Annotated in this window: 27 protein-coding genes and 1 tRNA gene; 18 read left to right on the top strand and 10 right to left on the bottom strand. The window is 66.7% G+C overall.

Going from position 1 to position 26980, the window contains the following annotated elements; translation table 11 throughout:
* Positions 1–186: 186 nt before the first annotated feature.
* A complete protein-coding gene (locus tag VJ162_RS09590) occupies positions 187–3423 on the top strand; it encodes an adenosylcobalamin-dependent ribonucleoside-diphosphate reductase (RefSeq protein WP_324663889.1) in 3237 nt (1078 codons plus the stop codon).
* 66 nt (positions 3424–3489) lie between these two features.
* Here the strand turns inward: VJ162_RS09590 and VJ162_RS09585 are convergent, their stop codons facing one another.
* Positions 3490–3780: a DUF7526 family protein gene (locus VJ162_RS09585; RefSeq protein ID WP_324663888.1), complete on the bottom strand. Its 291-nt coding sequence runs from the start codon at positions 3778–3780 to the stop codon at positions 3490–3492.
* 113 nt (positions 3781–3893) lie between these two features.
* Between VJ162_RS09585 and VJ162_RS09580 the strand changes: the two genes are divergently transcribed.
* Both VJ162_RS09580 and VJ162_RS09575 read left to right on the top strand, forming a co-directional pair.
* On the top strand, positions 3894–4013 hold the full coding sequence (locus VJ162_RS09580) for an HVO_2523 family zinc finger protein (protein WP_324663887.1): 120 nt from the start codon (positions 3894–3896) through the stop codon (positions 4011–4013).
* 72 nt (positions 4014–4085) lie between these two features.
* Positions 4086–6350: a PAS domain S-box protein gene (locus VJ162_RS09575; protein WP_324663886.1), complete on the top strand. Its 2265-nt coding sequence runs from the start codon at positions 4086–4088 to the stop codon at positions 6348–6350.
* Here VJ162_RS09575 and VJ162_RS09570 read toward each other — a convergent pair.
* Together VJ162_RS09570 and VJ162_RS09565 are read right to left on the bottom strand one after the other, a co-directional pair.
* The gene (locus tag VJ162_RS09570) at positions 6325–6987 is read right to left on the bottom strand and encodes a TVP38/TMEM64 family protein (RefSeq protein WP_324663885.1); all 663 of its coding nucleotides are present in this window, start codon (positions 6985–6987) and stop codon (positions 6325–6327) included. The genes VJ162_RS09575 and VJ162_RS09570 overlap by 26 nt on opposite strands.
* Positions 6988–7057: 70 nt before the next feature.
* On the bottom strand, positions 7058–7237 hold the full coding sequence (locus VJ162_RS09565; protein WP_324663884.1) for a DUF7317 family protein: 180 nt from the start codon (positions 7235–7237) through the stop codon (positions 7058–7060).
* 222 nt (positions 7238–7459) lie between these two features.
* On the opposite strand from VJ162_RS09565, the gene VJ162_RS09560 reads away from it, so the two are divergent.
* Complete coding sequence (locus tag VJ162_RS09560) at positions 7460–7837, top strand: DUF5830 family protein (RefSeq protein WP_407066851.1); 378 nt, start codon at positions 7460–7462, stop codon at positions 7835–7837.
* A gap of 39 nt (positions 7838–7876) precedes the next feature.
* Here VJ162_RS09560 and VJ162_RS09555 read toward each other — a convergent pair whose 3' ends face one another.
* A complete protein-coding gene (locus tag VJ162_RS09555; RefSeq protein ID WP_324663882.1) occupies positions 7877–8815 on the bottom strand; it encodes a DUF7115 domain-containing protein in 939 nt (312 codons plus the stop codon).
* A 115-nt stretch (positions 8816–8930) separates the two neighbouring features.
* On the opposite strand from VJ162_RS09555, the gene VJ162_RS09550 reads away from it, so the two are divergent.
* A tRNA-Met gene (locus VJ162_RS09550) sits at positions 8931–9075 on the top strand.
* Between the two features lie 267 nt (positions 9076–9342).
* Here the strand turns inward: VJ162_RS09550 and VJ162_RS09545 are convergent.
* Both VJ162_RS09545 and VJ162_RS09540 read right to left on the bottom strand, forming a co-directional pair.
* Positions 9343–11067, bottom strand: a complete 1725-nt coding sequence (locus VJ162_RS09545; RefSeq protein WP_324663881.1) for a hypothetical protein — start codon at positions 11065–11067, stop codon at positions 9343–9345.
* 252 nt (positions 11068–11319) lie between these two features.
* The gene (locus VJ162_RS09540) at positions 11320–11700 is read right to left on the bottom strand and encodes a nuclear transport factor 2 family protein (protein WP_324663880.1); all 381 of its coding nucleotides are present in this window, start codon (positions 11698–11700) and stop codon (positions 11320–11322) included.
* An 85-nt stretch (positions 11701–11785) separates the two neighbouring features.
* Between VJ162_RS09540 and VJ162_RS09535 the strand changes: the two genes are divergently transcribed.
* Positions 11786–12826 (top strand): zinc-dependent alcohol dehydrogenase family protein, encoded by a 1041-nt coding sequence (locus tag VJ162_RS09535; protein WP_324663879.1) that lies wholly within the window; start codon positions 11786–11788, stop codon positions 12824–12826.
* 49 nt (positions 12827–12875) lie between these two features.
* On the opposite strand, the gene VJ162_RS09530 is transcribed toward VJ162_RS09535, so the two are convergent.
* A complete protein-coding gene (locus tag VJ162_RS09530) occupies positions 12876–13445 on the bottom strand; it encodes a response regulator transcription factor (RefSeq protein ID WP_324663878.1) in 570 nt (189 codons plus the stop codon).
* 178 nt (positions 13446–13623) lie between these two features.
* Here VJ162_RS09530 and VJ162_RS09525 point away from each other — a divergent pair, with 178 nt between their 5' ends.
* From VJ162_RS09525 to VJ162_RS09510, 4 genes are all read left to right on the top strand, one after another.
* The gene (locus VJ162_RS09525; protein WP_324663877.1) at positions 13624–14037 is read left to right on the top strand and encodes a hypothetical protein; all 414 of its coding nucleotides are present in this window, start codon (positions 13624–13626) and stop codon (positions 14035–14037) included.
* A gap of 204 nt (positions 14038–14241) precedes the next feature.
* Positions 14242–14484: a hypothetical protein gene (locus tag VJ162_RS09520; RefSeq protein ID WP_324663876.1), complete on the top strand. Its 243-nt coding sequence runs from the start codon at positions 14242–14244 to the stop codon at positions 14482–14484.
* Between the two features lie 101 nt (positions 14485–14585).
* Complete coding sequence (locus VJ162_RS09515) at positions 14586–15248, top strand: ribonuclease H family protein (RefSeq protein WP_324663875.1); 663 nt, start codon at positions 14586–14588, stop codon at positions 15246–15248.
* Between the two features lie 203 nt (positions 15249–15451).
* Positions 15452–15703: a hypothetical protein gene (locus tag VJ162_RS09510; RefSeq protein ID WP_324663874.1), complete on the top strand. Its 252-nt coding sequence runs from the start codon at positions 15452–15454 to the stop codon at positions 15701–15703.
* 13 nt (positions 15704–15716) lie between these two features.
* Here the strand turns inward: VJ162_RS09510 and VJ162_RS09505 are convergent, their stop codons facing one another.
* A complete protein-coding gene (locus VJ162_RS09505) occupies positions 15717–17972 on the bottom strand; it encodes an NADP-dependent malic enzyme (RefSeq protein ID WP_324663873.1) in 2256 nt (751 codons plus the stop codon).
* Between the two features lie 108 nt (positions 17973–18080).
* Between VJ162_RS09505 and VJ162_RS09500 the strand changes: the two genes are divergently transcribed.
* From VJ162_RS09500 to VJ162_RS09480, 5 genes are all read left to right on the top strand, one after another.
* Positions 18081–18629, top strand: a complete 549-nt coding sequence (locus VJ162_RS09500) for a COX15/CtaA family protein (RefSeq protein WP_324663872.1) — start codon at positions 18081–18083, stop codon at positions 18627–18629.
* 78 nt (positions 18630–18707) lie between these two features.
* Complete coding sequence (locus VJ162_RS09495) at positions 18708–19490, top strand: basic amino acid ABC transporter substrate-binding protein (protein WP_324663870.1); 783 nt, start codon at positions 18708–18710, stop codon at positions 19488–19490.
* A 4-nt stretch (positions 19491–19494) separates the two neighbouring features.
* Positions 19495–20169, top strand: a complete 675-nt coding sequence (locus VJ162_RS09490; protein ID WP_407066850.1) for an amino acid ABC transporter permease — start codon at positions 19495–19497, stop codon at positions 20167–20169.
* A complete protein-coding gene (locus VJ162_RS09485; RefSeq protein WP_324663869.1) occupies positions 20166–20909 on the top strand; it encodes an amino acid ABC transporter ATP-binding protein in 744 nt (247 codons plus the stop codon). The genes VJ162_RS09490 and VJ162_RS09485 overlap by 4 nt, the downstream gene beginning before the upstream one ends.
* Positions 20906–21877, top strand: coding sequence for an amino acid ABC transporter permease (locus VJ162_RS09480; RefSeq protein ID WP_324663868.1), 972 nt, complete (start codon positions 20906–20908; stop codon positions 21875–21877). Before VJ162_RS09485 ends, VJ162_RS09480 begins: the two co-directional genes overlap by 4 nt.
* 6 nt (positions 21878–21883) lie before the next feature.
* Here VJ162_RS09480 and VJ162_RS09475 read toward each other — a convergent pair whose 3' ends face one another.
* Positions 21884–23359, bottom strand: a complete 1476-nt coding sequence (locus VJ162_RS09475) for a replication factor C large subunit (RefSeq protein WP_324663867.1) — start codon at positions 23357–23359, stop codon at positions 21884–21886.
* Positions 23360–23485: 126 nt separating this feature from the next.
* Here VJ162_RS09475 and VJ162_RS09470 point away from each other — a divergent pair, with 126 nt between their 5' ends.
* From VJ162_RS09470 to VJ162_RS09460, 3 genes are read left to right on the top strand one after another with little or no spacing between them, the layout of a single operon-like run.
* A complete protein-coding gene (locus VJ162_RS09470; RefSeq protein WP_324663866.1) occupies positions 23486–24049 on the top strand; it encodes a hypothetical protein in 564 nt (187 codons plus the stop codon).
* 40 nt (positions 24050–24089) lie between these two features.
* Positions 24090–24671: a type IV pilin gene (locus VJ162_RS09465; protein WP_324663865.1), complete on the top strand. Its 582-nt coding sequence runs from the start codon at positions 24090–24092 to the stop codon at positions 24669–24671.
* Between the two features lie 54 nt (positions 24672–24725).
* Positions 24726–25433 carry a helix-turn-helix domain-containing protein gene (locus tag VJ162_RS09460; RefSeq protein WP_324663864.1) on the top strand — a complete coding sequence of 236 codons (708 nt, stop codon included), beginning with the start codon at positions 24726–24728 and terminating at the stop codon, positions 25431–25433.
* A gap of 87 nt (positions 25434–25520) precedes the next feature.
* Here VJ162_RS09460 and hmgB read toward each other — a convergent pair whose 3' ends face one another.
* On the bottom strand, positions 25521–26858 hold the full coding sequence (hmgB, locus tag VJ162_RS09455; RefSeq protein ID WP_324663863.1) for a hydroxymethylglutaryl-CoA synthase: 1338 nt from the start codon (positions 26856–26858) through the stop codon (positions 25521–25523).
* Positions 26859–26980: the final 122 nt, after the last annotated feature.

Here is a 26980-nt window from a genome sequence, read left to right as displayed (position 1 = left end):
AGCGACCCGTATCACACTGGCCGTAGTCGCGACTCTCAGCCGACTGCGGCCGCCACCGAGCGCAGAAAAACAACCATTATACGACACCGATGAATACGTATTCGCCGTCAGAAATGACCGGAACATGGAACACGCCAGAATGGGGTATAGCCCGACAGCGCCACGCTGTCGACGGAGGACAGACGCATGAGTAAGGGCGAACTCGGCGCCGACGAACTCACGCTTCCGATCAAGCGCACCGAGGGGGACACGCTCGAAGACCGGCTGACAGGAAACGCCTACAACAACATCCTGCCCGCACGGTACCTCCGCAAGGACTCGAACGGGGACCTCGTCGAGAGCCCCGAGGACCTCTTCGAACGGGTCGCGAAGAACGTCGCCCTCGCCGAGGCCGTCTTCGAGGCCGAAAAGCAGGACCTCGAAATCACGGTCACGCCGGACCAGGTCAAACCCGACCACCCGCGCCGTGACGAGCTCGCGGCCGAGGTCTTCGGGAAGGGGACAACCGTCGACGACGACGCCGAGACGACCCTCTCTGTCTACAACGTCAACAAGTTCGCCTACGACACCGTCGTCCCGGAGCTGCCCGACTCGGTCCGGAGCCACGTCGAGTCGACGGCCGACGCCTTCCAGGAGCAGATGGAGCGACTCTCCTTTATGCCGAACTCGCCGACGCTGATGAACGCCGGCGACGAGCTCCAGCAGCTCTCGGCGTGTTTCGTCGACTCGCCCGCCGACGACATCGACGACATCCACCAGACCGCAAAGGAAGCCGCCCAGGTGTTCCAGTCCGGCGGCGGGATGGGCTATGCGTTCTGGAAGCTGCGCCCCTACGGCGACCCCGTCGGCTCGACCGGCGGCATCGCCTCCGGCCCCATCACCTTCATGCGGACCTACGACCAGATGTGCGAGACCATCGCCCAGGGCGGCGCCCGACGGGGCGCACAGATGGGCGTCATGCGTGTCTCCCATCCGGACGTCATCCAGTTCATCCACGCCAAGAACAAGGACGTCTCCCTGGCCGAGACGCTGCGCCTGAACGACCCCGACGACTTCACGCACAACTCCTTCGCCGAGGCCCTCGAAGAGGCCCGCGAGCTCATCGACGACGACGGCAAGGTGCCAAAGCACCTCCGCAACGCCGTCGAGGGCCACCTCTCGAATTTCAACATCTCGGTGGGTATCACCGACGACTTCATGGAGGCCTACAAGAACGGCGAGGAGTTCACCTTCACCAACCCCCGTACGGAGGAACCCCACATCGCCACCGCCGAAACGAAGGAGCTGTACGACATGTTCGACCTCGGCGAGTACGTCGAGGTCGGCGAGGAGCTCTCGATTCCGGCGGAGAAGCTGTTCGAGCGCATCGTCCAGGGCGCCCACGAGAACGGCGAACCGGGCGTCATCTACCTCGAACGCGTCAACAAGCAACACTCCTTCGACGTCGAGGAACATCCCGACCACCAGATTCTCGCCACGAACCCCTGCGGCGAGCAACCGCTTGAGGAGTACGAGGCCTGCAACCTCGGTCACATCAACCTCTCGACGCTCGCGTCGCTTGACGCCCCGGACTACCGCGTCTGGGCCGACGAGCACGGCGACGAGTACGACTCCCAGGAGGCGGCTATCTCCGCGTTCCTCGACGAGGCGATGGACATGGACGAACTCGACGACCGCATCGAGCTCGGGACCCGCTTCCTCGAGAACGTCGTCACGATGTCCGACTTCCCGGTCGAGAAGATAGAGCAGAAGGTCCGCGAGATGCGGAAGATCGGCCTGGGCATCATGGGGCTGGCCCAGCTGTACATCCAGCTCGGCGTCGAGTACGGCTCCCCCGAGGCCAACGAGATCGCCCGCCAGGTCATGCGCCACATCAACCACGGTTCCAAGCAGGCGAGCCACGAGCTCGCACAGGACCGCGGGACCTTCGAGGAGTGGGACAACTCCAAGTACGCGAGTCCCACCGAGTACGCCGAGTGGTTCGAGAAACAGACCGGCGAGGACGCCGACGACTGGGCCGACGGCTACCCCATCCGGAACCACAACACGACGACCATCGCGCCGACCGGCACCACGTCGATGATCGGCAACACCACCGGCGGGTGTGAGCCCATCTACAACGTCGCCTACTACAAGAACGTCTCCGACGACGTCCAGGGCGACGAGATGCTCGTCGAGTTCGACGACTACTTCCTCCGAGCCTTAGAGGAGAACGGCCTCGACGTCGAGGCCGTCAAGCAGGAGGCCCAAGAGCAGATGGCCAACAACGAGTTCGACGGCGTCGACGGCCTGACGACGGTGCCCGACGCCCTCGGTGAGCTGTTTGTCACCACCGGCGACCTCTCGGCCCGCGACCACGCCGGCATCCAGGTCGCCTGCCAGGAGGGCGTCGACTCGGCTATCTCGAAGACCGTCAACGCCCCCAACGACTCCACCATCGAGGACGCCGCCGAGGTGTTCCAGTACATCTACGACCACGGCGGCAAGGGCGTCACCTACTACCGCGACGGCACCCGCAGCAAGCAGGTGCTGACGACGCGGGCCCAGAACACCGAGTTCTCGGACATGGATACCGAGGAACTGGTCGCCCAGCTCGAAGAGATGTTCGGCGGTATCGAGGGCTTCCTCGAGGACGACGCCGTCCAGGCCGCACTCGACGACTCCGTCGAGAGCCTCCTCGCCGACGCCGACGGCGAGGACAACGAGTTCGCCCGCAAGCGCTCCCGTCCGGACGTGCTCCACGGTGTCACCCAGCGCATCGACACCGGCTACGGGAAGCTCTACGTCAACATCAACGAGGACCCCGAGGCCGAGCGCCCCTTCGAGCTCTTTGCCAACATCGGGAACTCCGGTGGCTTCACCGCCTCCTTCACCGAGGCGCTGGCAAAGACCATCTCGACGGCGCTGCGCAGCGGCGTCGACCCCGAGGAGATCGCCGACGAGCTGCAGGGCATCCGGTCGCCGAAGGTCGCCTGGGACAAGGGCGAGCAGATCCAGTCCATCCCGGACGCCATCGGTACGGCCCTGCGTCGCTACCTCGACGGCGACGTCGACAAGGCCTACCCGCAGCAGGTCACCCTGGAGGAGACCGCCGAAGGGGAAGACCGCGAGCGGTCGGCCTCCCACCAGACTGACGGCGGTCCGGAGTCCATCGACTCCGGAGCACATCAGACGCAGTCTGATGGCGGTCTGCAGGCCGGCGACGCGAGCGTCGACGCCAACGTGGACGCCGGTCCGGAGTCCATCGACTCCGGCGCAAACCAGGCCCAGTCTGACGGCCCACAGGCCGACGCCGCTGACGGCGCCCAGCAGGACCTCATCGACGCCGGCGAGAGCCCGGAGTGTCCCGAGTGTGGCTCGATGTCGCTGTACTACTCGGAGGGGTGCAAGACCTGCGAGTCCTGTGGCTGGTCCGAGTGCTGAACTGACGACTGCCGCGGCCAACTGGAGCGTGTGACACCGGAGCCGTAATTCGTCGCTGCCCGCTTTCTACTCGATTTCGACGACCTCGTAGACGCCGTCGACCGTGGTAAAGTCGACCGTCGCTTCGATTTCGGTTCCCACCTCGGCGCCCTCGTCGGCGACCAGCGTGACCGGCGTGATCGGGTCGCGTTTGAAGAAAGCGACCACCCGCTCGAAGAGTGAGGGCACCCCGCCCTCCCGACAGACGAGGAGGTACCGCGATTCCGCAAGCTCCGCGACAGTCCCGTCGAGTTCGTAGTCGTCGTGTTCGTCGGGCTCGACGACGTGGATGACCTCGCCAGTTATCTCTCTGGGCATACCCTGTGGTCGGCATCGAGCCGGATGGGTGTTTCTGGTCACACGCGGCGTGTCCTCTCGCCGCTCTGTCCCGGTCCCAAAGAGCGATATGGGGACGGCCCGTTTGCGGGTGTATGAGCGACGACGCCGGCCGGCCCTGCCCGCGCTGTGACCGGTCGATGTACCACCGCCACTGCAAGTACGTCTGCCCGGAACACGGTGTCGTCTACGACTGCGCCGACACGTTCTACTGACCGGGCTACCGTGACAGACGGCCCGAGCCGTCTGCTAACGGATTTATAGGGATGGAACCGTAGAATGGGACAATGAGTAGTGAGGGTGACATCCGCGTCCTCCACGTCGACGACGACCGGGAGCTCGCGGAGGTCGCCGCCCTGCATCTCGAACGGGCCGACGAGGGGCTGGACGTGGTCAACGAGTTCTCGGCCCGGGACGGGCTAGAACGGCTCCGGGAGGAGCCGATTGCCTGTGTCGTCAGCGACCACGATATGCCGGGGATGGACGGGCTGGAGTTCCTGAAGGCCGTCCGCGAGGAGTTCGAGGAGCTGCCGTTCATCCTCTTTACCGGGAAGGGCAACGAGGAGATAGCGAGCGACGCCATCAGCACCGGGGTCACGGAGTATCTCCAGAAGGACATCGGCACCGACCAGTACACGGTCCTGGCGAACCGCATCAGGCGGGCGGTGGGCGAGACCCGGGCCAAGTCGGCGCTACGGGAGTCCGAACGCAAGCTCTCGACGCTCATCTCGAACCTCCCGGGGATGGTGTACCGGGCGCGCAACGAGCCCGGCTGGCCGATGGAGTTCGTAAGCGACGGGGCCATGGAGCTTGTCGGCTACCCGCCCGAGGCCATCGAGTCCGGCGAGGTGACGTGGGGGTCGCTCATCGACGACGAGGACGCCGACCGTATCAACCCGCAGGTCCAGGCGAGCATTGACTCCGGCGACCCCTTCGAGGTGAGCTATCGGGTCACGACGGCCGACGGCGAGCAGCGGTGGCTGTGGGAACGGGGGCGGGTCGTCGACAGCGTGAGGGCGGAGACCTCACGGGCAGACGGCTCCGCCGATACCGACGACAGCGTCGAACTCCTGGAGGGGTTCATCACGGACATCACCGCTCGGCGGGAACGCGAACGGGAGCTAGAGCGCGAGCGCGAGTTCACCGAGGCCCTCGTCGACACGCTTGATGACGTGTTCTATCTGATCTCCCTCGACGGGGAGGTGCTGCGCTGGAACGACACCGCGACGACGGTACTTGGCTACAGCGACGAGGAGCTCTCGACGATGGTGGCCTACGACCTCATCCCAGAGCCGTTCCACGAGGAGGTAACCGACGCCATCGAGCGCAGCGTCCGGACCGGGCAGGCGACTTTCGAGGCGCCCCTGGTGACCAGCGACGGCGAGCACATCCGCCACGAGTTCCGCGGCTCGCTCATCGAGAACGGGGACGGCGACCTGATCGGTATCGCCGGTATCGCCCGCGACATCACCGACCGGAAGCAACGCGACCGTGAGCTGGGACGGTACGAGACCATCGTCGAAGCGGTCGGCGACCCGGTGTACGCCCTCGACGAGGACGGCACGTTCACCTTCGTCAACGAGGCCATCGAGCCGATGACCGGTTACACGCCCGACGAGCTCGTCGGCGAGCACATCGGGACCATCATCACTGACGAGGACGTCGACCGGAGTGACCGACTCATCCAGGACCTGCTCGCGGACCCCGAGGCCGACAGTGGGACCCTGGAGATGGACGTAGTGACGAAGTGGGGCGAGCGGATTCCCTCGGAGAACAACCTCGCGCTCTTGCCGTCCGAGGACGGCTGTTTCGCCGGCACCGCCGGCGTCATCCGGGACATCCACGAGCGCAAGGCCCGCGAGGAGCGCCTCTCGGAGTTTGCCTCCGTCGTCAGCCACGACCTCCGGAACCCGCTCAACGTCGTGCAGGGGCGGCTCTCGATGGCGCTGGAGACCGGCGACGTGACTCATCTCGATGCGGCGGCCGGGGCCGCCGACCGGATGGAGCAGCTCATCGAGGACCTGCTCACGCTCGCCCGGCAGGGTGACGCCGTCGGTCGCGTCGAGCGGGTCGACGTCGCGACGGCTGCCGAGGGGGCGTGGGACAGCGTCGACACCGTTGGGGCGACGCTCGAACTGGCAGACACGGCGACCGTCGATGCGGACCCCGACCGGCTCCGGGAGCTACTCGAGAACCTCTTTCGAAACGCCGTCGAACACGGCCGCTACCAGCAAGACCCGACCTACGACACACTCTCCCGTCGGCCGCCCGACCGGTCGCTCGGGCGAAACCTGACGGTGACTGTCGGGACTATCGCCGAAGACGGCGACGCTGTCACCGGGTTCTACGTCGCCGACGACGGCCCCGGTATCCCGGACGGGGACTACGAGAAGGTGTTCGAGCGGGGCTACACCACGGCCAAAGACGGGACCGGGTTCGGCCTGGCAATCGTTGAGGACATCGCGACTGCCCACGGCTGGTCGGTGCGTGCGACCGAGAGCGAGTCAGGCGGCGCCCGATTTGAGTTCACGACGAGTCGGGCCGACCGCTGAAATGCCGGTACGTGGGGCCGGCCAACACCAGCACCGACAGCGCGCCAAGCAAGACGAGCAGCTGTGGCAGCGCTTCGATGGAGAGTCCCTGTAGCGTCAGCGACCGCATCGACGCGCCGGCGATGACTTCGACGACGACCCACGGGACCTCGCCGACGAAGGTGCCGACGACGAACGCGCGCGTCGAGACGCCCGCAAAGCCTGCGCCGTAGGAGACGGGGTCGGCGGGCACCGGCGAGAGCCGGGCCGCGAGGACGCCCCGTGTCTCGCCGGTCACCTCGATGATGCGCTGGCCGGACTCGCCCAGCCAGCCGAACATCCCGCCCTGCTCGCCCGCCCGCTCGGCGAACCGGTAGGGGATGAGACAGGTCACCAGCGCGCCCATCAGCGCGACCGGAATCCCGTAGCCGATGCCCAGCACGAAGCCGACGAAGGCCGACAGCGGCATGGTCGGCCACGCGAAGAAGGGGCGGACGAGATACAGCGCGACGATGACGCCCGCGAGATACACCGGGTGGTCGGCCAGATGCATGGCCTCGCGGATGAGCCGCGCCGGGGAGAACACGACTGCGACGGCGGCCACGGCGACGGCGAGGACAGCCGACCCGAACAGCTGTTGCTTCGCGAGGCGGTCCATCTACACGTGTGAGTGCGGGCAGCGGTCAAACCTCTTGTGGTCAGCGCCGAATATAAAAATGGTCGGGGTGTTAGCTGCGGGTCGTCGTCGCCACGGCGCCCTGGTCTTCCGACCGGAGGGTGATTCCGCGGGAGCGCAGTTCCGACGCGAGTTCGCTTTCGTCAATGCCTGCTCGTGCCGCTATCTGGGAGAGGCTCAGCTCCGTGGTCCGGTACATCTCGACCGACTCGCTGAGTGGTGTGTATGTCATTGCAGTTGAACGAAGTGGCTCCGGTGTTATAACTCTTGTCCGAATATTGATATGTATGTCACGATTGTGCCGGAAAATCAATGGAATATCGGCATAGATCGCTCTGTGAACGAGCAATCGTCGTACTCAGCTACTGTCCGCTTGCGAACTATTGCCGCGAGGGCGACGCCGAGCGGTGTGACACGCCCGCCGTCGATAAGGATTAATCCGGTCGCACCCGTCGTGACTGGTGTGTCCGACGACGAGCGCGACCCCGTGGCACTCGGGGTCGAACTGCTTGCCCATCTGGAAGTGGAGTCGCTGTCGGTCGCCGAGGCGATGGACCGCATCGAGACGGTGACCACGAACCCCGGCGTCCAGCGCGAGATTCTCGACATTGCCGCGATGCGTGGCGTCATCGACCGCGAGGACGGGCTCGTCCGCCCCACTTCGGGGGGCACCTACGTCAGCTTCGAGGCCGACGTGGACGTGCGGGAGGGCGACTTTTCGTGTGAGCGCTGCGGGGCCGCCATCACTACCGGCCACTTCGTCCAGTTCGACAGCGGCGAACTCGGTCCATTCGGCTCGACGTGTATCCGGAAAGTGCTCGGGCGGGAATAACTGGGCGAACGGCTCCCGACCGCCGAAGGGAGACGACGCTCAGCGACCCTGCCGCAGCTCCTCGATGAGCGCTTGGATCGTTTCGTCCTGGGCCTCGATGCGCTCGTTCTGTCGCTCGATGGCCGCGGTGAGCTCGGCCACCTGCTGTTCGAGCGCGGCGATGTCCCCATCGGTGTCGGACGGTTGTTCGGCCACCGGTCTGGCGGCCGTGGCCGACGTGGCGGCATCCGCCGCAGTCGACGTCTCGGTCGCTTCGTTGCCGTCGTCCTCGCTGCTGACCAGCGGGTCGATACCGCTTTCCAGCCCCAGCCCGCCGCTTTCCTCCGGCTCTTCCTCCGGGTCGCCGGCCACCTTCGCGTTGAGGTCTGCAAGCGACGACACCTCGTGGAAGGCAAAGAGCGCCTCCTGGAGCGTCTTGCGGACCGCGGGCGCCTGGTCGCTGGGCGCCTTGATTCGCTCCGGCCGGTCGTTGACCGAGAAGACGATTGCCGTCGCGACCGACCCCTTCTCGAACTCCAGCCCGGTGACGGCGTCGAACGGGTAGGCCTCGAAGTCGCTGTCCCAGCTGACACTGCCCAGATGTTTCAACAGCCGCTTCTCGGTTATCACGAGCGTGAGTTCGCTAAAGCGGAAGACGCCGGTGACGCGCTCCTCGGCGCCGATGGCGTTCGAGACCCGCAACGCCCCCTCGATGAGCCGTTCGAGGACGGCGTCGGTTCGGCTCCCGGGGACGCCAAAGTCCCGCTTCCCGTCGGTGTAGACGAGCGTGAACTTCGTCTTGCGGCGCCCCTCCGAGATGGTCAGCCGCTCGAAGTCGTACGGGTAGGCATCGACTTTCTCGTCGCTCAGCAGGCCCTCACCACGGTAAACGAGCGTTCTGGTCGGTGTGAAACAGACCGCGTCCTCGTCGCCGAGCGTGACGCCGGCCTGGATCTCCTCGTCCCCGAGCTCCTTTCGGACGAGGTCTGGTATATCCATGCAGGACGCATACCAGCGCGGTGGCTTAAATCCCCCGACCGTGTGAGAACGACACAGCCTCCGGGGAGATGAGAACCTTCAATACGGCGAGTGGCAAATCACCGAGTGCAACAGAGCCCGGGTGGCTTAGCTGGACATAGCGCCGCACTCATAGGGTCTTACGACTCATGCGGTACCACACCGGCATGACCCGTGGGGTGCTCGTCACACCTCGGACCTGGGTTATGCGGAGATCGAGGGTTCGGAGCCCTCCCCGGGCATACCTTATCTGTCGCTCGCGTCGGCGAGCGACCGCTCTCTGTATGAGCCGTGGAGGGCGGAGAACCCGGGAGGATTCACGCTCGCTGGCGCTCGCGTGAATCAGGAGACGACACAGTCGTCTCCGTGGTACGGGGCCCTCCCCGGGCATTTTCCGAGGAACCACGACCGCCAGGGAGCGGTGACGCCGTGCAACGTCCCGGTAGCGACGACCGACAGCACAGGAGACGCCACAGTCGTCTCCGTGGCTCGGTCGCGTTCTCCCTAGCTCACTGCTCGAAGGCGTACACCGACCCCTCGGTGCCGTCGGGATTCTCGTCATCGGGGGCCCCGACGAACGCGGTTTTCGCCGCCAGCGCCACCGACTTCCCGAACTGGGCCCCGAACTGATCTACCGGCTCGCGGTCGGGCGCGGTGAGGCGCGCTTGCTGCTCCCACGTCGAACTGTCGCGGGCGAAGATGTACGCGGCGCCGCTCCTGTTGTCGCTGCTGTAGTTCGTGGTACTCGCCCCGGCGAGGATGGTGTCGCCGTCGAGGGCGACATCCGGGGCGAAAAAGGTGTCCTTGCCCCAGTTGTCCGGCGTGACCTTCTGCTGGTGGTCCCATTCGGACCCCTCGCGGGTGAAGACCCACGCCGCTCCGGCGAACACCTCGCTGGCGGGCCCCGGGGCTCTGGGGTTCGCGAGGACAGCCGTGTCGCCGTCCACCGCGACGATGGTGCCCTGTCCGTCCTCGTTGTCCGGGTTGTCAGACCGGAGGAACGTCTCCTGTGTCCACTCCTCGTCCGACCGGGTGAAGACGAGCGCCCCGCCCACGCCGGAGAAGCCAAACGCGTAGTAGATCGCGTACGGTGCCCCGGCGAGGATGGTGTCGCCGTCCACCGCGACGTCGTTGCCCAGCCCGTCCGCGGTGTCGGTGCTGTCGCGGCTGTCTTCCAGTGTCGCGTCCAAGCTCCAGTCCCCGTCGAACCGGGTGTAGACGTACACGGCCCCCTCGCTGCGGTCGTTGGTGCCGGGGTCTTGAGGTGCACCGACGACAATCGTGTCGCCATCGACGTCGTAGGAGTCGCCAAAGTCCGCGTCCTCATCGAGGTCACCGGGCAGGAGCGTCGCCTGCTTCTCCCAACTCCCGTCGGTCTTAGCGTAGGCCAGTACCGGGCTGTTGCCGGTGTCCCCGTCGCGGGGACCGCCGAAAAGCACCGTGTCGCCGTCGAACGCCGGGGCACCGCGGATGTCGTCCCCGTCGGCGAGCGTGGTCTCCTGGGTCCAGCCGCCGTCGGTGCGGGTCAGGACACACGCCGGCCCCGCGCCGCCGGGGCCGAGAACGGCCGTCGTCCCGTCGACTGCGACCGAGCCACCGCACTCGGTGAACTTCCCGGTCTGTGTCCACTGCTCGGCGGGCGGCGCTCGCTCGAAGGAGATGCGCACGAGGTCCATCGGTCCGCCGAGGGGCTCGCCCTCGCTGTCGGTGGCGGTGACACCCTCGTGACAGGGGGCCGGCGGCTCGGGCCCCTGGACCCCGGTCACCCGGTACACCGTGTCCGTCTCCGGCGTTTCGCCACGCCCCACGAACACCCAGCTCCCGCACGCCCGCCCCCAGGGGCCGTGGCCGTTTGGTCCCCCGGTCAGGTCGACGGTCGCGTCGGCCGTGACGGTGTATGCCGCGTGTCGCTCGTCTTCGTCGCCGGAACAGGTCTCCGGGACCGAGACGGACACACCGGCGGCGCCGTCGTCGTCTTCGGCCGCTCGCTTGACGTAGAAGCCCCCGCCCCAGACGTCGTCGCCCGGCACACAGTCGACCTCGTCCGACCCCGTGAGCTTCCGATACGACGAGCGGCTGATGTAGCCGACCATCTCGGTCTGGCTCTCCTCTCTCTCGTCTGTGGCGACACTCTCACCCGCGAACGCACTCACCAGCAAGCCGCTTCCGAGGACTGCACTGCTGTGGAGCACGTCTCGCCGGTTCGCCAGTCTCTCCCCCGTCTGTTCTGACATGAAACTATCCTCGGGCGAGCTATGCGGTGGGACGGATTAGTTACGGACAATGTACGTACCAGTTCGACCGGAGTAGACGGTGATACACTTCAGGCAGGTGCGCCCTAACCCCGTTCGTAACGCAGTTGCAAACCAGGTCGCTACGGCCGGCGTCCCGGCAGATCTGTCGCCCCGCCGCTATCGCCTTGGTACGGCCTCTGGCGCCCGGGGCAGGGCCGGCGTAACCGCGACGACTCGTCCCGTCGGGGCTCGCTACAGTTCGGCCGGTGCGCTGACGTGCATCCCGACGAACGCCCAGTCTCCGTCGCGGCGTTCCAGGACGCCGCTCCAGCGGGTGTGGAACTTGTGGCGCTCGCCCCCGTCGTCCCAGGCCAGCGCCACGTCGTCGCTGAACCACGCGACTGCGTCACGCTCGGTGACCCGCAGGTCGCGGCTGTCGACGGTCCAGTCGCTCGTCGCGGCGGTCTGGTCGCGCAGCCCCTGGCGGACGCTGTCGGCGCCGACCAGCCGCTCGCTGATGCCGAACTTTACGATAGCGTCGTCGTCGGGCCGGTCGTCGGCGAAGAAGGTGTCAAGCGGCGCCCCGTGGCGCAGGGAGTCGTAGTACTCGCGGATGGTGGCTCGCGCGTCCATACCGGGGAGTTCGACTGGAGGGACTTATACTGCCGGCCGTACCGTGTGGGCGAACGAATTTGTCCCCGTCCGTCCAAAGAGGCCTATGCGCGCTGCAATCTACAACGGTCCCGGCAACATCACGATAGAGGAGGTCCCGCGACCGACTATCGAGGCACCGACCGACGCAATCGTCCAGGTCACGCATACGGCTATCTGTGGCTCGGACCTGTGGTTCTACCGGGGCGAGAGCGACCGCGAGGAGGGCTCTCGCGTCGGCCACGAACCGATGGGTATCGTCGAGGAAGTCGGCGAAGGGGTCACCTCGGTCGAGCCCGGCGACCGCGTCTTCGCGCCCTTCCTCATCAGCTGTGGCTACTGTGAGTTCTGCCGGAAGGGGCTGCACACCTCCTGTGTCAACGGCGACTCCTGGGGCGGCGAGAACGGCGGCTGCCAGGGCGAGTACATCCGGGCACGGCAGGCCGACGGGACGCTCGTCAGGGTGCCCGACCGCCACGCCGACGACGAGGAGACGCTGCGGTCGGTGCTCCCGCTGACCGACGTGCTGGGGACGGGCCACCACGCCGCAGTCAGTGCGGGCGTCGGCGAGGGCGACACCTGCATCGTGGTCGGCGACGGCGCGGTCGGGCTGTGTGGCGTGCTCGCGGCCCGACGGCTGGGCGCCGAGCGCATTATCGCGATGGGCCACCACGAGGACCGGCTCGACCTGGCCGAGCAGTTCGGCGCGACCGAGACCGTCGCCGCCCGCGGCGAGGCGGCGGTCGAGCGGGCGACGGAACTGACCGGCGGCGGCGCGAACCACGTCCTCGAATGCGTGGGCGCCGCGTCGGCGATGGACACCGCTATCGACGTCTGTCGGCCGGGGGGCACCGTCGGCTACGTCGGCGTCCCCCACGGCGTCGACGAGTCGGGGCTCGACGTCTTCGGGCTCTTCCGGCAGAACCGCACGCTCCGGGGCGGCGTTGCGCCGGTTCGGGCCTACGCCGAGGAGTTGCTCGCGGACGTGTTACAGGGGATACTCGACCCGTCGCCAATCTTCACGAAGACCGTCGACCTCGACGGCGTTCCCGAGGGGTATCGCGCGATGGACGAGCGGGAGGCTATCAAGGTGCTCGTAACCGTCTGAATTCGGCGCCAGTGGTGAAAGGACTCGGCCGACAGGACCGTCGACGACGCTATCCGCCGGGGAAATCCCTGAACGCCGCCTCGAAGTCGTCGAGTTCGTCGACGGTTGAGTCGGCCTGCTCGCGGAGGGCCTCGACCCGCTCGCTCACCTCGCGGTACTCCTCGTGGGCGTCGAGTTCGACCGGGTTCTTCTCGGATTCGAGGGTGGCTTTCTTCGAGGCCATCGCGAAGTACTCCTGGAGCTGTTCGTCGTAGGCGTCCCGGGTCCGCATCGCCTCGACTGTCTCCAGCAGGTCGCTCCGGTCTACCGGTTTCGTCAGATAGTCGTCGAAGGGCATTTCGACGATGTCGAAGTCCGGGTCCACTGCCGTGACCATCACCACGCGGCAGTTGATTCCCCGCGCCTCGATTTCATCGAGCACATCGTCGCCCGACATCTCCGGCATCCGGCGGTCGAGAAACACTACGTCGACGCCGTCGACGAGCTCCAGTGCTTCTTGTCCACTGTTGGCACTCCGAACGTCGTGTTCCGCCCCGAGCCACGCCGAATAGAGCTCGGCCACGTCCTGTTCGTCGTCGACGACCAGAACTGTCAGCTCCGCTGTTGCTGTCGTTTGCACCCTTTCACCTCCGGTCAGTCATCGTGAACACATTTCAGATAGTTCACTAGCCAGCATGATAAATCCACCCACGGAATTATCAGCGCTGATTATTCAGGCTGCCATCCCGCCGACAACCGCACCGCTGTCGCATCTCGTTCCGTGGACGATTTGTATCGTGCGCACCTGTGTTTCGGTGATGACGACCGACCCGTCGGTGCTCCGATCGCTCGCTGTCAGCGCCGAGGACCTGCTCGCGGCGATGGAGGCCGACGCCCGCGGGGGGCCCCGGACTGTGCTGCGCGTCACTCCGCCCTTTAGCGGTCGGATGCGTGCGCGCCTGCACGTGGTTCAGACGGCCGACGATGAGGGGACGATTCACATCCCGCCGCGGTCGCTCCTCGACGACGACGCGCCGGCCTACCCGACGCCGGACGAGACGGCCGACGAACTCCGCTCGCGGGCGGAACTGGACTACTCGGTCGACCGCCACCGCGAATACCACGAGGAGCGGGTCGACGCCTGGCGGTCGGCGCTGCTCGACCACGTCGTCGGGTCGGTCACTATCGACGACGCCGACGGCGAGATAGGTGTCTCGCTGCTGGGTCCGTAGTCTCCGGAGATATCCGGAGTGTAACGTATCTTTGCCCGTACTGACGTAACGGGATTAGATGAACGGATAAAATCTCTCGCCGTATCTGCATCGGTTGTAAAACGTCCACAAGGTTCCGTCTAGTCCCGTGAAACGGGACGAAACATGCCGAAACCTCTCACGGTTATAAGACGGTTTCCCCTGTAGGTAGTGACAGGTCAAACCATGTCGAGTTCGTCAGTAAACGAACTGTTCGCCCTCGTCGACGACGCGGTCCCCAGTGTCGGCCGAACACTCGTGGCCCCCATCCGCGGGGTCGCGTTCTGGACGGCCGTTGCCCTCCCGTTCCTCTACCTGCCGTTGCTCGCCACCGGCCTCCAGTCCTCGGCCGTCCGCACCGCCTTCGGTGCGCTGGTCCTCGCCAACGCCGTGGCCCTGCTGGTCGGGCACTCCTACGCCAGGGAGTAACGGGGGTATCGTGGCTGGGTCGCGACGGCGAGCCGCTGGTGTGTCGGTTCTCTCGACAGTTCGGACCACATATTTAATATCCCGCTTGTCCTACCCAGCGTATGGCCGCTTATGGCCGGCCGACGTTACGAGACCTGTTCGATGAGTCACCCACGCCACATATCGCCCATCCGCCTCGTAGCCACCACCGCGACTTCTACATCGCCACCGATGGCTCGTTTCGACCTCACAGCGGTGGGCCGGTAAACGGCGACCGGACACCGACAGAGTCCGGCGGGCTGGGCGTGGTCATCGAGACGATAGACGGCGAGCGCGTCGTCCGCCTCTCGGTTCCGGACAGCGCCCCGGACAACAACGTCGCGGAGTATCGGGCGCTCCACCTGGGGATGGACGTCCTCGCCACGCGGGCGCCTGACGACGCCCGCGTCGGGTTGCTCATCGACCACGACCAGCTGGCCGAGAACGTAAACGCCGAGGCGCTCGCGACACACGGCTCGGCCTACGACCCGCCACACGGCGTCAACGTGCCGCCGGCGACGGGACTGCACTGGCGGGGCATCCAGGCCCGCATCAACGGCTTCGAGGAGGTCAGGGCCGCACGCATCTCGGGCGACCGGAACCCCGCCCACCCGCTTGCAAACGCGCCCGACCAGTACGACCACGTCAACACCGAGGCGGACCGCTGTCTCCGGCCCGAGTCGGCCCGCTCCGACGAGCGGGTCCCGCCGCCGTCGCGTGCCGACCGGGGCGAAGCGATGGACTGACTTCCCTTTTCCTTTGCTCTTCTCGAACCACCGGCGGTGACGTCTGTACACCCCCGGCCCGAGATGTCCTCATAACTTATGGAATAGTTACCTCACTGTTTTCCGGCGGTTCAACCGACGTTCGGAGAACGTTCCCCCAACGTCACTCGGTGAAGATTTAAGTGGGGGAAGATACATACATTCGAATGAGAGGTGACAGGCAGATGAGTACTGGACGCCAAACGCACGGCCCAGACGGACAGTCCCGGAACCGTCTCCTCCGGCCGGCGTCGGTCTCCCGTTATGACCTCGTGCTGGCCGTCATCCCGATGGCCTTCCTGGTGGCGGCCGTTGCGAGCGGTCTCCTCGGCGTGACGATGCGGACTGCCCTCGCCGTCGGGGCGCTGCTGGGCGCGGCCGTCGTCACCGACGCCCTCTTCCTGAACCCGCCCACAGCGGGCGGACGGGGACGCTGATCCCTTTCGAACGTTACTCTTGCTGTGCGTCGACCACAGCGACGCCGGCGAGGTTGACGATGTCTTTGACCTCGTCGCCGCGCTGGATGACGTGGACCGGTTTGTCCATCCCGACGAGCATCGGCCCGATGGCCTCGGCCCCGCCGAGCCGCTGGAGGAGCTTGTAGCCGATGTTACCCGCTTCGAGGTTCGGGAAGACGAGCACGTTCGCGGGGTCGTCGAGCTCCGAGAACTCGTAGGTCCCGGTGAGGATGTCCTCGACGACGGCGGTGTCGGCCTGCATTTCCCCGTCGACCGGGAAGTCGACGCGGTTGTCGGCCTGGAGCTTGGCGACGGCGTCGCGGGGCTTTCGGGTCCCGGCGTTGTCGACGCTGCCGAAGTTCGAGTACGAAAGCATCGCGGCCCGCGGTTCGACGTTGAACCGCCGCGCCAGCTCGGCGGTATGGCGGGTCACCTCCGCCAGGATGTCGGCGTTGGGGTTCTGGTTGACCGTGGTGTCGGCACAGAAGATGACTCGGTTCTTGAAGGTGAGCATGTAGACGCCGGCGGCGTAGTCGGCGTCGTCGGCGGTGCCGATGACCTGCAGCGGGGGACGCAGCGCCCGCGGGTAGTGGTTGGTCAGCCCCGTCAGCATCGCGTCGGCGTCGCCCATCTCGACCATCACGCTGCCAAGGTAGTTGCCGTCCCGGCACAGCTCCTCGGCCTCGCGGCGGGTGACCCCCTTTCGCTTGCGCAGCTCGTAGAGTCGGTCGGCGTAGGCCTCGATGTCGGCCGTCTCGGGGTCGACGACGACGGGGTCAAAGTCCAGGCCGAAGCGGCGGCGCGTGGCCTCTATCTTCTCGGCGTCACCGAGCAAGACCGGCTCGGCGATGCCCTGCTCGACGAGCTGGTAAGCCGCCCGAATCATCTTCTCGTCGTCGCCCTCGCCAAGCACCACGCGCTTGGGGTCGCTCTTGGCCTTGTTGAGGACGACCCGCATCATCTCCCGGGACTTGCCCAGCCGGGCCTCCAGTTCCTCCACGTAGCTGTCGGTGTCCAGTTCCGTGCGGGCCGCGCCGCTGTCCATTGCGGCCTGTGCGACGGCGGGGGTCACCTCGAACAGCACCCGCGGGTCAAGCGGCTTCGGGATGATGTACTCGGGACCGAACTGCAGCGGCTGGTCGCCGTACGCTTTGACGACGGCGTCGGGGACGTCCTTGCGTGCCAGTTCGGCCAGCGCTTCAGCGGCGGCGACTTTCATCTCCTCGTTGATTTCGGTGGCACGCACGTCGAGTGCGCCACGGAAAATAAAGGGGAACCCGAGGACGTTGTTGACCTGATTGGGGTAGTCAGAGCGGCCCGTCGCCATGATGACCGTGTCGTCGCGGGCGTGTTTGGCCGTCTCGTAGTCGATTTCGGGGTCGGGGTTGGCCATCGCGAAGATGATGGGGTCTTCGGCCATCGACTGGACCATCCGCTCGTCGACGATGCCGCCCACGGAGAGGCCGACGAACACGTCCGCGCCGGCCATCGCGTCCGCGAGGTCGCCCTCGGGCACGTCGCGGGCGAAGGCGGACTTGAACTCGTTGAGCCCCTCGTGGTCCGCTCGGTCCTCGGTGATGATACCCGAGGAGTCACACATCGTGATGTTCTCCCGCCGCGCGCCAAGCGAGACGTAGAACTCCGCGGTCGCGATTGCGCTTGCACCCGCGCCGGAGAAGACGATATCGAGCTCGTCGAGTTCCTTGTCGGCGATGTCGGCCGCGTTGACCAGCGCCGCCCCGGAGATGATGGCGGTGCCGTGCTGGTCGTCGTGGAAGACCGGGATGTCCATGGTCTCCCGGAGCCGCCGTTCGACCTCGAAACACTCCGGGGCTGCGATGTCTTCGAGGTTGATGCCGCCAAAGGTCGGCTCCATCGCCCGGATGGCGTTGACCATCACGTCGACGTCCTCGTCGGTGTCGAGCTCGATGTCGAAGACGTCGATGTCGGCGAAGCGCTTGAACAGTACGCCTTTCCCCTCCATGACCGGCTTGGAGGCCTCGGGGCCGATATCGCCAAGGCCCAGTACCGCTGAGCCGTCGGAGACAACGCCGACGAGATTCCCCTTTGCCGTGTAACGGAAGGTCTTCTCGGCGTCCGCGGCGATCTCCTCACAGGGAGCCGCCACGCCGGGCGAATACGCGAGCGAGAGGTCCCGCTGTGTGTTGGTCGGTTTCGTGGTCGCTATCTCTATCTTGCCGGCCGGGTCCTGGCTGTGATACTCCAGTGCGTCCTCGTCGAGTCCCATAGCGAATGCCAGTCAGGCGGGCGTATAAATGTACCCTGACTCGGGTGTGAGTGATTCTGTACCTGCCGGACGGGCGAGCGGGACTGCCGGTTCACCCTCGCGTGTCGGTTGCAGCGACCGCAAAGAGCGAGTCCTAAGTATATCGAGTCCACAGTGACACCTATGACCACCCGTTTCCGACAGTTGCTCACGGGGACGACGGCGTTGACCTTCGCGCTCATCCTGCTCGGGGTGTACACCGGGGCCATCGGCGCCGGCCTGACCTGTGGGGCGCGCTGGCCGCTGTGTGACGGCTGGATGGGCCTGTTCCCGGCCAACTGGGCGAGCTTCGTCGAGTGGTTCCACCGCCTCGTCGCGATGATAACCGGCTTCGCCATCATCGGCTCGGCTATCGCCGCCTGGCGGGGCGGCTACTCGTCGCGTATCAGGTACGCCACCGTCGTCGCGACGGTGGTACTCCCGGTCCAGATACTGCTCGGGGCCAACACCATCATCAACTTCGGCGCGGCCGCTCAGGTGCTCCATCACGCCGCCGCGCTGACGATCCTGACCGCGATGGTCGCCGCGACCGCGTGGTCGTTCGACGGGACAGCGTCGGCCGCCGGCGCCGATACCGCGGCGGAGTCGGGTGCCGACGCGGCGCCGGGTTCTGACTGAGCCCGCATCGAGTCGGATAGCTCACACCACCGTTCGCTTGTTCGTAACACTCATTTCGGCATACCCCGATGGACGGGTATGTCTGAGAGAGAGCTCTCGCGTCGACAGTATCTGACGACCGTCGGTGGAACCGCCGTCACGCTTTCCGTGGCGGGCTGTTCCGGCGGCGGCGACGACAGCGCACAGACCATCACCGCCGGAACCGCGCCCAGCTTCCCGCCGTTCGAGATGAAACAGGACGGCGAAATCGTTGGCTTCGACATCGACCTGCTGGAGGCCGTCGTCGAGCAGACCGACTACGAGTTCGACGGCTGGGAGGAGTACGAGTTCGACTCGCTCACGCCCGCGCTCGTCAACGAGAACATCGACGTCATCGCGGCGGGGATGACCATCAACGAGGACCGCGACGAGACGATCGACTTCAGCGACCCGTACTACTCCTCGGACCAGGCTATCGTCGTCCGCACCGACGGGAGCTTCTCGCCGGGCAGCCTCTCCGACCTCGCGGACCGACCGGTCGGCGCCCAGAAGGGGACCACCGGGGAGGGTGTCGTCCAGGACGAACTCATCGGCGACGAGATCACCGAAGACCAGTACAACGCCTACGACAACTACGTCCTTGCCATCCAGGACCTCCAGAACGGCAACGTCGACGCCGTCGTCATCGACGTCCCGGTCGCCGAGACGCTTACGGCCGACCGACCCGTCGAGTCGGCGTTCGTCTACGAGACCGGCGAGCAGTTCGGTTTCGGCGTCCGCGACGGCGACGAGGCGCGACAGACGGCGCTCAACGAGGGGCTCTCGACGGTCCGGGAGTCGGGCACGTACGAGGACCTGGCCCAGACCTGGTTCGGCGAATAGACCGATGATGCAGGCCGGCGACTGGACGTTCGTCCTCGGCAACCTGGAGTATCTGCTGTCCGGCGTGGGCGTCACGGTCGGACTGACAGTGACCGCCCTCTCGCTCGGGTTCCTGCTTGGGTTCCCCGCGGGCGCCCTCGAAGTGTACGGCGGCGGGGCGTCCCGTTGGGTCGTACAGACGGCCGGCGTCGTGCTCAGGGGGACGCCGATCGTCGTCATCATGCTGGTGCTTTTCTTCGTCGTCTCCATCTCGGAGTCGGCGTTCGTCACCGCCACCGTCGGCCTGGGGCTCCGGAGTGGGGCCTACCAGTCACAGCTGTTCCGGGGGGCACTCCAGAGTGTCGACGACGGGCAGCTGGAGGCGGCCCGCGCGGTCGGGATGAGCCGCTTCGAGGCCATCCGTCACGTCGCCGTCCCACAGGCGCTCCGGCGCAGCATGCCCGGGTTCCAAAACGAGTTCACTATCGTGTTAAAAGACACCAGTATCGCGTTCGCAATCGGGCTCGCGGAGCTGCTGACGCGGGGGTATGACCTGTTCACGCAGTCGGGCGGGTCGACCGCCGTCCTCGAAGTGATACTCGTCATCAGCGCTATCTACTTCGTGTTGACGTTTGCGACCAACCGCGGGCTGGACAGGCTTGCCGACTACTACGCGATTCCGACCGGAGAGGACAGATGACACTGCTACGAGTGGAGGACGTACACAAGTCCTACGGCGACGAGGAGGTACTGCGCGGCGTCAGCTTCGAGATGGACCGCGGCGACGTCGACGTGTTGATGGGGCCAAGCGGGAGCGGGAAGTCCACGATGTTGCGCTGTATCAACCGGCTGGCAGAGATCGACAGCGGCGACATCTGGCTCGGCGACACGCACGTCACCGACGCGGGGACAGATGTCAACGAACTCCGACAGCGAGTCGGCATGGTGTTTCAGGACTTCAACCTCTTTGCCCACCTCACGGCCCTGGAAAACGTCACGCTCGGGCTCAAACGCGTCCGCGGAATGGCCGAAGACGACGCCGTCGAGGCGGCCACACACCGGCTCGAACAGGTCGGGCTGGCGGACCAGGGCGGCTCCTACCCCGCAGAGCTCTCCGGGGGCCAGAAACAGCGTGTCGGCATCGCTCGCGCGCTCGCCATGGAGCCCGACCTGATGCTTTTCGACGAGCCGACCAGCGCGCTCGACCCCGAACTCGTCGGCGAGGTGGTCAGCGTGATGCGCGACCTCGCAGCGCAGGGGACGACGATGCTGGTCGTCAGCCACGAGACGGGCTTCGCTCGCTCGGCCGCCGACGACATCCACTTCCTCGACAGCGGGCGAATCGTCGAGTCCGGTCCCCCGGAACAGCTGTTTGACCGCCCGGAACACGACCGAACCGAGTCGTTCCTCAGCGGCCTCCAGTCGGACCCAGAGCGATGAGTGCCGGAGACCAGACGCTCGGCGACCAGATGCGGACGACGGTCGACGTCGACCGACCGGTCGCCCTCGCGGGGCTCGCGCTGTTTTGGGGGTGGCTCGCGGCGCGCCTGGCCAACGACTACCTGCTCCCGGCCGGCGTCGGCGTCCCCCGGGACCGGCCGTTTTTCCCCGCTGCGCCGTTCGAGTCGGCGGCCGACTCGCTTTCGAGTGTGGCCGCGTCGGTCGGCGTCGCCGGCGCGCCCCTGGACGTGGCCGCCGGGCTCCTCTCGTTCGTGGCCGGAGCCATCCCGTCGCTTCCCGCACTGGCCCGGGGCGCGTGGCTCACCGTCGTCCTCACCGTGGCCGGCATCACGCTCGGGTTCGTGCTTGCGGTGCCGCTCTCGGTCGCCCGGGTGTACGGCGGACGCCCCCTCAGGTGGCTGTCGCTCAGCTACACCGAGCTCATCCGGGGAACGCCGCTGCTTGCCCAGCTGTTCGTGCTGTACTTCGGGCTCCCGCTGACCGGCGTCCTCCGCGAGGTCCCCGGCGTCGGGTCGGGCTTTATCCCCGGGACGGCAGCCCTGGTCGCCATCCTCGGGTTCACGCTCAACAGCGCGGCCTACCAGGCGGAGTACATCCGCTCGGCGCTCGAATCCGTCGACGCCGGGCAGCTGACCGCGGCCCGCTCGCTCGGCCTCTCGAAGGTCGAGGGCATCCGGTTTGTCGTTCTCCCACAGGGGCTGCGGTACGCTATCCCCTCGTGGTCAAACGAGTTCGTCTACCTCATCAAGTACTCCTCGCTCGCGGCGTTTATCACCGTTCGGGAGCTGTTCTTCCAGGCTGAGTCCATCGCCAACGACACCTTCCGGTACACGGAACTGTACGTGCTCGCGGCGCTGTTTTACCTGGCGCTTGTCGTCTCGGCCTCAGTGCTGATGGGGGTCGTCGAGGAGCGGACGGCGATTCCGGGACTGGGCGCCGGCCGGTGAGCCCGGCTACATGAAATCCGAGAGCCCGGACTGCTGGTCGTCCCCGTCGGCCGCGTCGCTGTCGGGCGTCTCCTCTGGCTCGTCGTCAGTCTCCCCGGATGCGTCCTCACCGAGCGTCGCCTGCGGGTCGTCGTCGGACTCGTCGTCGCTCCCGCCGCCGGCGCCGTTCGCCACGGCGCCCTCGAAGGCCCCGCCCGAATGCTCGACCGCCGCCTCCTCGCGCAGCCGCTCGGCGTCCTCGACGATGGACTGGACCTTGTTCGTCGACTCGCCCGAGCCGGTGATAAAGGAGACGTGCTCGGTTTCGAGTTCGTAGGTCGCGGCCATCGCCACCGTCAGCTCGCGGTTGGTACAGTGGTGGGTCATCGTCGCGAGGAAGGGCATGATCTCCCGGCGGGCCGTGCGCATCGAGACGCCGTCGATGGCCGCTATCTTCTGGGCGATGTAGTCACGCGTGTTCCGGGCGCCCTTCGACCGGCCCAGCTTCGACCAGTAACTGGGCGGCCCGTAGCGGGTCCAGCCGCCCTTCTCGCCGTCGCGGGCGGCCGCCACCCCGGCGGTCATCGCGTCGCCGGCGTAGCGCCAGAAGGAGTAGTTCTGGCTCGCACGCACGCGCCCGAGCCAGCGGTCGGCGTCCGAGAGGTGCCCGTAGGCTCGCGCGAGCTCGGCCCCCTCGTAGTCTTTGGGCATGTTGTCCTCTATCCAGTTGATGAGGTCGTCGGGGGTCTCGTCGACGTCGTAGCTCTCTTTCAGGGCCTCCTCGGCGCTACCCTCCTTGAGGACGACGTCGAGATACTCGAAGATGCCCGACGACGTGTCCCGCTCGCCCGAGACGTAGTCGTCGGCCTCGATGCGGTCGCGGCCCTCCGCGGTGGTCTGGAGGTCCTTGATAGCCCCCCGCAGGTCGCCGCTGTTTTGTTCGGCGATGTCCTCGATGGCCGCGTCGGTGTACTCGATGCCCTCCTTCCGACAGATGTCCCGCAGTACCGGGACGATAGAGCGCTTCTGGACCGCGGAGAACTCGATGTCCTGGCAGTTGTTCCGGAGGCTGTTCGACATCTCGTAGTACTCGTTGGCGATGAGTATCATCGGCTGGCCGGCCTCTTTGACCAGCGAACCGATGGCGCGGGCCCCGCCGCGGTCCGAGTTGCCGTGGATGTTGTCGGCCTCGTCCATGATGACGAGCCGACGGCCGGCCCCGCCGGCGGTGAGCGTCCCCGACTTGGCGGCCTCGCCGGCCACCTGCTCGATGACGTCTTTCGTCCGGGTGTCGCTGGCGTTCAGTTCGATGGTCGGCCACCCCATGTCGCTGGCGAGCGCGTGGGCTGCGGAGGTCTTGCCCACCCCCGGCGTGCCGTGGAGGATGACGGCCTCGCGGTGGTCGTCCCAGGTGTCGGCCCACTCTTTCAGGCTGTCGCGGGCCTTGTTGTTCCCCCGTACCTCCGAGAGCGTGCTCGGGCGGTACTTCTCGGTCCAGTCCATTGGTCCGTGGTTGGCGCGACCGTCGTTTAGGGGTTGCGGAGCGCCACTCACTCCCCCGTCACGGACCGGCGGTTGGAGCCGTCAGCCCGAAGACCTATCACGGGGCCGCCCCGGGTCCAATCCGCCATGAACCTGAACAGCCGTCGCTACGGTACCGCCGCCGTCGCGGGCGTCGCCGCGTTCGTCCTCTCCTACGTACTGATATACGCACTGACCATCTCGACGGTCCGTGACTTCCTGCTGACCGGGGTCGCCGAGGCCTTCGGCGACGAGGGCGCCGACTGGAAAGTCGTCGGCTGGCTCTTTTTCAACGCCCAGTTCGTCACGACGACGCTCACCATCGATATCCCGCTGTTTGGCGGGACCGACGCGGTGAACTTCATCACCGAGAGCGACTCGCTGTCGTCGGTTCTGTACCTGCTCCCGCCCGCGCTCCTGACCGCCGCCGGCCTCGCGGCGGCGCGCCTGAACGGCCTGACCGAGACGGCGGACGCGCTCAGAGTCGGGCCGGCGGTCACGCTGGGCTATCTCCCGCTTTCGGTCGTCGGCGCGGTGCTGTTTGCCATCAGCCTCGGTGAGAGCAGCGGCGGGTCGCCGACGCTGCTGACCGCCGTCGTGCTCGCGGGCGTGGTCTACCCGGTCGTCTTCGGCACGGTCGGGGCCGTCGTCGGCGCAGTACTGGCCGACTGAGCCCGACCGTTTTTATCCGAAGGGGCGGCCAGCCCCGGCTGTGGCGCGCGCCATCGGCCCGCTGTGGGACGACCGAGCGGTCTCGCCCGTCGTCGGGAGCGCCGTGCTCGTTGCCCTCGCGCTCGTGCTGGCCGCCACCGCTTCGGCCACGGCGCTTGGGTTCGCCGACGGGCTCGCCGCCCCCGCGCCGACAGTCGCCCAGTCCAGCGGGACCTACGACCGCTACGCCGTCGGCGGCGGGCGCTACACCGGACAGGTCGTCCGGGTCACCCACGAGGGCGGGGACACGCTGACCGTCGCCGATATCGAACTCGTCGTCGACGCGAGCGGCGCCTGCGGGCAGACCGGGCGGCTGGTGAACCTCCCGGCCGAGGGGGACGACCCGCGGCCCGCCAGCAGATACGTCCGCGGCGACGACATCTTCGACAACTCGGCGAACTCGGTCGAGGGCCCCATCGGCACCGGCGACGTGGACGACGACGGTGAGTGGTCCGCCGGCGAGACCGCTCAGTTCCGCCTCGCGACGCGGGCCTGTCGCGTCGACAGCGGCGACCGGCTCGTCGTCCGCATCGTCCACGCGCCCACGGACACCGTCGTCGTCGACCAGCGGATCACGGCCTGACTCACCACGCCGCTCCGGTACCCTTTTGTCCGCGACCATCTTTCCCGTCAGGTAATGGCACGGGGTGTCCGCGACGAACTCGCCGAGAAGATAGCCGGCGAGGTCGCACTCAGCGACGACCCGGGAGCGACCCTCCGGAAGTGGCGGACGGATTTCGATGTCGCACAGACGGCACTGGCCGAGCGGCTGGACGTCTCGCCGTCGGTCGTCTCCGACTACGAGAGCGGCCGCCGCGACAACCCCGGTATCGGCGTCGTCCGGCGGCTCGTCGGCGCCTTACTCGACATCGACGAGGACCGCGGCGGCGACCGCATCCGCCAGTACGCCCGCGTCCTCTCCTCTGGCTTCGACAGCGACGTGGTTCATGACCTCCGGGAGTATCCGGCGACCGTCGGCGTCGAGCGGGTGTACGACGCAATCGACGCCGAGGAACTGTATCGTGGCGGGGCTGACACCGTCGCCGGCCACACCGTCATCAACTCGCTTGCGGCCATCACGAGACTCTCCTCGGACCAGTTCCACCAGCTCTATGGCCAGTCGACCAACCGGGCGCTCGTGTTCACCGGCGTCACCCGCGGCGAGTCGCCGCTGGTGGCGATGCGGGTCCTCTCGCCGACGCCCAGCGCCGTCGTGTTGCACGGCCTCGACGGGGACGACATCTGGGAACACGCGCCGGAGTTAGCTCGCATCGACGACGTCTCCCTGGCGGTGACCGACGCGGACCTCGACACTGTGCTGGACGGGCTCCGAGGGCTGCCCTAGTCGGTAGTGCGCGGTCGCTTCTCGTTGAATAACTGTGAACAGCCAGAGAGGCGCGGACAGTCCAATCTCCAACAACCGGAAGACGGACTACTCGACGTACCTGTACGTCCGCTCGCCCATCCGGCCCCAGCCGTCGAAGACGAACTCCTCGCTTGGCTCGGTGAACGCCTCGGCGTCGGCCTCGGCGTCGTGGTTGTGGACGTCGTGGATCTGCTCGTACTCCTCGAAGGACATCTCGTAGCGGGTCCGGATCTGCTCGTCGACGTTGAGCTGGGCGATCTCGTCCTCCCAGCCGTCGACGACGGTCTCGGCGTGGACCTCGGCCTGGGCGCCGGAGCCGTAGGAGGCGACCAGTAGCTTCTTGCCGTCGAGGTCGCGGCCGTTCTCGCGGGCGTGTTTGAGCCCGGCCGCACGCGCGATATGGACGGAGCCGGTGTACCAGTTGCCGACGTGGCGCGAGATTTCGAGCGTCGGGTCGATGGTCTCGGCGTACCAGTCCTGGTAGCGCTCGGTCTCGGTCAGTTCGTCGGTGTACTCCCGGATGGCCTCGTAGAAGGCCTCGTCGGAGTCGTAGGCCTCCCGGAGCGGCTGATAGCCGATCTCTTCGGCGAGGGCGTCCTCGATTTCGGTGTCGCGGGTGATGTGTCGGTAGCCAAGCGCCGCGGCCTTCCGGACCATTCCCGGGAACGGCGTGTGGAACGGGATGAGCGGGTAGTCCTCGGGGTGGATGTCCCCGGCAACCGACGCGAAGTCGTCGAGCGCCTCGCGCATGCGGGCCAGATAGACGTTCACAGAGCGTTTCCCGTCGACGGAGGGGAACTGCTGGTTTGGCTTCAGGAAGTCCGTCTCGTCGGCGCTGCCATAGCCCTGGTCGGGCGATAGCTCCACGAGGTCGGGGTCCTCGTCGACGAGCATCGCCACGGCGCCGGCGCCCTGCGTGGCCTCGCCGGGGTCGTCCCGGGCATAGAGCGCCGTGTCGGTGGCGATGACGATGGCCGCCCGACCGCGGGCGCGGCCGGCACGGATCCAGTTGTACGCGTCGTCCAGGCTCTGTGTCCCGGCGATACAGGCGAACTTCCGTTCGCCCTTGTTGGCGTGGTGGAAGTCGCCGTCGTACACCTTCTCCAGACAGCCCGCGACGTAGGTCGAGACGGGTTTGGAGTTGTCGAAGGAGGACTCGGTGGCCACGTCGATGCGGCCGATATCCGCCGGTTCGAGACCCTTGCGGTCCATAAGGCGGTGGGCGGCGTTTGCCGCCATGGTCACGATGTCCTCGTGGACGTCCGGGAACGAGGAGGCGTGCAGTCCCAACCCCTTCGTGTACTTGCCGGGGTCGTCGCCCTGTGCGGGGGCGAACGTCTCCGCGAGGTCCAGTTTGAGCTTTCCGGTCCAGATTTCCATCGCGTCGATGCCGACTGCGGTCATTGCCTGGGAGTCAGCCCGTACGTATAAATGACTGTCGACCAGCAGTTCGACTATTGTCGATTTCCGGGGGCCCAGAGCGTGCCACGCGATTGACAGACTGGGCCGGTGTACCGCTTACAGCC

Source organism: Haloarcula sediminis, from assembly GCF_035656455.1.
Lineage (GTDB): Archaea > Halobacteriota > Halobacteria > Halobacteriales > Haloarculaceae > Haloarcula > Haloarcula sediminis.
The sequence above is the reverse complement of the archived record's forward strand: the minus strand, read 5'-3'. Positions and strand labels throughout refer to the sequence as shown.

Coding starts and splice junctions, on each gene's coding strand:
- VJ162_RS09590 (WP_324663889.1), top strand. CDS start 187: ATGAGTAAGGGCGAACTCGGCGCCGACGAACTCACGCTTCCGATCAAG.
- VJ162_RS09485 (WP_324663869.1), top strand. CDS start 20,166: ATGACACTGCTACGAGTGGAGGACGTACACAAGTCCTACGGCGACGAG.
- VJ162_RS09570 (WP_324663885.1), bottom strand. CDS start 6,987: ATGGACCGCCTCGCGAAGCAACAGCTGTTCGGGTCGGCTGTCCTCGCC.
- VJ162_RS09540 (WP_324663880.1), bottom strand. CDS start 11,700: ATGGACGCGCGAGCCACCATCCGCGAGTACTACGACTCCCTGCGCCAC.
- hmgB (WP_324663863.1), bottom strand. CDS start 26,858: ATGACCGCAGTCGGCATCGACGCGATGGAAATCTGGACCGGAAAGCTC.
- VJ162_RS09490 (WP_407066850.1), top strand. CDS start 19,495: ATGATGCAGGCCGGCGACTGGACGTTCGTCCTCGGCAACCTGGAGTAT.
- VJ162_RS09475 (WP_324663867.1), bottom strand. CDS start 23,359: ATGGACTGGACCGAGAAGTACCGCCCGAGCACGCTCTCGGAGGTACGG.
- VJ162_RS09480 (WP_324663868.1), top strand. CDS start 20,906: ATGAGTGCCGGAGACCAGACGCTCGGCGACCAGATGCGGACGACGGTC.
- VJ162_RS09505 (WP_324663873.1), bottom strand. CDS start 17,972: ATGGGACTCGACGAGGACGCACTGGAGTATCACAGCCAGGACCCGGCC.
- VJ162_RS09495 (WP_324663870.1), top strand. CDS start 18,708: ATGTCTGAGAGAGAGCTCTCGCGTCGACAGTATCTGACGACCGTCGGT.
- VJ162_RS09520 (WP_324663876.1), top strand. CDS start 14,242: ATGTCGAGTTCGTCAGTAAACGAACTGTTCGCCCTCGTCGACGACGCG.
- VJ162_RS09545 (WP_324663881.1), bottom strand. CDS start 11,067: ATGTCAGAACAGACGGGGGAGAGACTGGCGAACCGGCGAGACGTGCTC.
- VJ162_RS09525 (WP_324663877.1), top strand. CDS start 13,624: ATGACGACCGACCCGTCGGTGCTCCGATCGCTCGCTGTCAGCGCCGAG.
- VJ162_RS09535 (WP_324663879.1), top strand. CDS start 11,786: ATGCGCGCTGCAATCTACAACGGTCCCGGCAACATCACGATAGAGGAG.
- VJ162_RS09555 (WP_324663882.1), bottom strand. CDS start 8,815: ATGGATATACCAGACCTCGTCCGAAAGGAGCTCGGGGACGAGGAGATC.
- VJ162_RS09510 (WP_324663874.1), top strand. CDS start 15,452: ATGAGTACTGGACGCCAAACGCACGGCCCAGACGGACAGTCCCGGAAC.
- VJ162_RS09470 (WP_324663866.1), top strand. CDS start 23,486: ATGAACCTGAACAGCCGTCGCTACGGTACCGCCGCCGTCGCGGGCGTC.
- VJ162_RS09580 (WP_324663887.1), top strand. CDS start 3,894: ATGAGCGACGACGCCGGCCGGCCCTGCCCGCGCTGTGACCGGTCGATG.
- VJ162_RS09575 (WP_324663886.1), top strand. CDS start 4,086: ATGAGTAGTGAGGGTGACATCCGCGTCCTCCACGTCGACGACGACCGG.
- VJ162_RS09565 (WP_324663884.1), bottom strand. CDS start 7,237: ATGACATACACACCACTCAGCGAGTCGGTCGAGATGTACCGGACCACG.
- VJ162_RS09460 (WP_324663864.1), top strand. CDS start 24,726: ATGGCACGGGGTGTCCGCGACGAACTCGCCGAGAAGATAGCCGGCGAG.
- VJ162_RS09515 (WP_324663875.1), top strand. CDS start 14,586: ATGGCCGCTTATGGCCGGCCGACGTTACGAGACCTGTTCGATGAGTCA.
- VJ162_RS09585 (WP_324663888.1), bottom strand. CDS start 3,780: ATGCCCAGAGAGATAACTGGCGAGGTCATCCACGTCGTCGAGCCCGAC.